General features: G+C 42.5%; 2 protein-coding genes. Both read right to left on the bottom strand.

The window, feature by feature from the left end:
- The coding region (locus PX484_RS22405) for an ELWxxDGT repeat protein (protein ID WP_288105561.1) at positions 1-2304 on the bottom strand (2304 nt) is incomplete at its 3' end.
- Positions 2305-3162: 858 nt separating this feature from the next.
- On the bottom strand, positions 3163-3412 hold a 250-nt coding region (locus PX484_RS22410), incomplete at its 5' end, for a zinc ribbon domain-containing protein (RefSeq protein ID WP_288105564.1).

Genomic DNA, 3412 nt, shown 5'->3' on the forward strand with positions numbered 1-3412 from the left:
AACCTGGACAACATTGCCTGTGGCGGGGTCAATTGTATAAAGGGGACGGTAAATTGTAAACTCATTATTCCAATTGGAGTTGCGGAAGTAGAGGCGGTCTCCTACCCGGGTAAATTGGTCAAGGTATCCGGCATCATCGTTTCTTAAATTAGGTACACTCAGTTGTACTGGTTGGCCAGTTGTGGGGTCAATTTTGTAAAACCGCTCTGTATTAAGACTATTAGTGGCGGTGAAATAGAGTGTGCCGTTAATATCAATTAGATTACGGGGGTTGGAACTTCCCGAACCGGTATTAATATCCAACAGAACAATGTTTCCAGTGGTCGGATCTACACGATAAAGTTCTATTCCGTTGGTTCCATTATTCGCGGTAAAATATACAGTACCACCACCAAAAATTAGATTAGTGGGATCAGAACCGGTACTGCCAGGTCGAATATCGCTGACTAATATTGGTAAATTATTAGCGGGATCAACTTTCCACAGTTCCCGACCCGCAGCGCTGTTGGATGCGGAAAAGTACAAAACGCCGTTAATATTAGTCAAATTTTGCGGAGAAGAACTACTGCTACCCGACACAATATCAATTAAAGCCGGATTGCCGGTGGCGTTATCAATGCGATAAAGTTCTGTCCCGTTGCTGCCATTGTTAGCGGTAAAGTAGAGCGTCCCGTTGACATTCGTCAAATTACTAGGACTGGAACTACTTAACCCTAAACGAATATCAATCAGAACTGGATTTCCGGTGGTGTTATCAATGCGATAAAGTTCTGTTCCGTTAGTGCCATTATTGGCCGTGAAATACAGTGTGCCATTGACATCTGTTAGGTTGCTGACGCTGGAAGTATTACTTCCGGGATAAATATCGAGTAGAGAAACAACGCCAGTAGCCGGATTGGCTCGCCACAGTTCGATGCCATTGACATCATCGTTAGCGGTGAAATAGAGGATGTCTCCGATTTTAATAAAGTTGCTGGGACTAGAACCCAAGGTTGTGGCATTAATGTCTTTAACTAAAGCTGTACCTTCTGGGGTGCCATCGGTTTGCCATAACTCTATCCCTTGGCTGTAATTATCAGCAGTGAAGTATAGTTTACCGTTGCTATAGGTTAAATTGCCGGGGTTAGAACCATTACTGCCGACATAAATATCCTTGAGGAACACTGGATTACCTGTTGTCGGCTCAACTTTCCAAAGTTCTCGACCATTAGCACTGTTAGAGGCAGTAAAATAAAGAACACCATTAGCATTGAGCAAGTTTTGGGGAGAAGAACTACTGCTACCCGACACAATATCAATTAAAGCCGGATTGCCGGTGGCGTTATCAATGCGATAAAGTTCTGTCCCGTTGCTGCCATTGTTAGCGGTAAAGTAGAGCGTCCCGTTGACATTGGTTAAATTACTCGGCCATGAATAACCGCTTCCTGAATTAATGTCAATCAGAACGGGATTTCCGGTGGTGTTATCAATGCGATAAAGTTCTGTTCCGTTGATGCCATTAAATGCCGTGAAATACAGTGTGCCATTGACATCTGTTAGGTTGCTGACGCTGGAAGTATTACTTCCGGGATAAATATCGAGTAGCGAGACAACACCAGTAGCCGGATTGGCTCGCCACAGTTCGATGCCATTGACATCATCGTTAGCGGTGAAATAGAGAATGTCTCCAATTTTAATAAAGTTGCTGGGATTAGAGCCAAAGCTAGTAGAGTTAATATCGGCGACAAGAGAGGGTTCGGTAGTGGTTGCTCTCTCAACTGCAATACTCACGCCACCAATACTAATTACCCCCGCATCATCCTCCGCTTTCATATAGGCCAAAGCCTCCTCAGACAGACTTTCTCCTAATACCAACGAGGCAAAAATTGCCCCCTCATCTCCCGGCGCATCTGTACTATTCAACAATCCATCCACATAATGGCCATATTCCTCCAACAGCAGGGCGACAATTGCCCCTAAATTGCCCTGATTCTGACTCAGAAACTCGTAAGATAGGTAAATTCGATTATTTACTATTGCATAAGCCCCATTTGCCCCATTAAGGTCATTTCCTGCAACAATTTCCATGATGGGAAAGCCAGTTAAATCGCCTGCTTGCCACTGGCTTTGTAATTCATCAGTATTAACTGCTGTGCCAAAGGCTACCTGTATTTTGTCGCCAAAGGCAGAATCATCGGCAAACTGTTGTAATTTGCCAGAAATTAACAGCGTTGCCTGTTGTAGCGCAGAAGTAATATCTGAATCGAGGGGTAACGCAGATTCTAGGGTTACGTTGGTTGTGAGGTTGTAAGGGGTATTAGGCATGGGATGAACTGGGGATAAAAAAGAGAATTAAACAGGATTCAGCGATATTTTGGTGGCAAAATCGATAAATTTGCACAACAATATCCCAAATATCCCAATGGACAACAAAGCCAATCGAGAGATTAGGAGAATAATTGGTTAGGGAATATCAAATTGATCTAAAAACTCATCCGCGAGTCTAGCCTAGGCTACCTAGCTATGTCAAGAAATTTTCAGTAACCTCACAAGAACTTTAAAAAAACTTAACCAAATTTAGAGCATATAGCTATTGGCTATCCCCTTATTACTTCTATATTCTGGGTTATAACTGTTGAGATTATCTGGGATGCCACCGGTAAGGCGATGTTTATATTGTTAAGTTGTGTTAATAGCTTAATTTGTATGGTTTTCATAGTCTAAAAACAATGGTTATCCTCTTGTGTGAATAGGAGGAAAATCTAAGCTGGTATCTCCAATTCAGTCGCTCATAACTAGACAAGAGAAACTGTAGCGATTAATAAGTGCCTAAGCAAAATTAATTACACATTTAAGCCGCTACTCTGTCACTAAACACAGAAAACGGGTTTCTTGAAGAAACCCGTTTTTTTGGGCGACAAACCAGAATTATTCAGGTTTGATTAACTGATTTAAGTAGGTAGGCGTTAAAAATTATCAGATTTCCCCGCCTATTGACACCCCCTTATTAAGGTAGGGCTATTTCAAGAGCGAACAGGTTACTATCTGACCTCTCATGCGCCCAACTGCCGTCATCTTGCTCAGGGAATTAGAGGACATTGGAAAATTGAAAATCGCTTACATTGGGTCAAGGATGTGATTCAAAACGAGGATCGTAGTCCGTTCTGTTAAACTTACTCAAATCTACTCATGAGCAAATTTGACGTTAACTTCCTGCTTCACTGTAGTAGTGTCGGCACTATCTACGACCCAAGCTGACACGGTGGAACTCACCGCCAAAGAAGCTAGATTCAGACTAGCGTTCAAGTCTCGACCGCAAACTACATGGCATTGCTCACACTCAAAAACTCTTTCAGTTAAAGATAGAGACTCTTTTTTGTACCCACAATTGGAACAGGTTTTACTGCTAGGAAACCACCTATCGGCTATGATT

Origin of the sequence: Microcystis sp. M49636_WE2 (genome assembly GCF_030065375.1) — a bacterium.
In the GTDB taxonomy this organism is placed as follows: Bacteria; Cyanobacteriota; Cyanobacteriia; order Cyanobacteriales; family Microcystaceae; genus Microcystis; species Microcystis aeruginosa_C.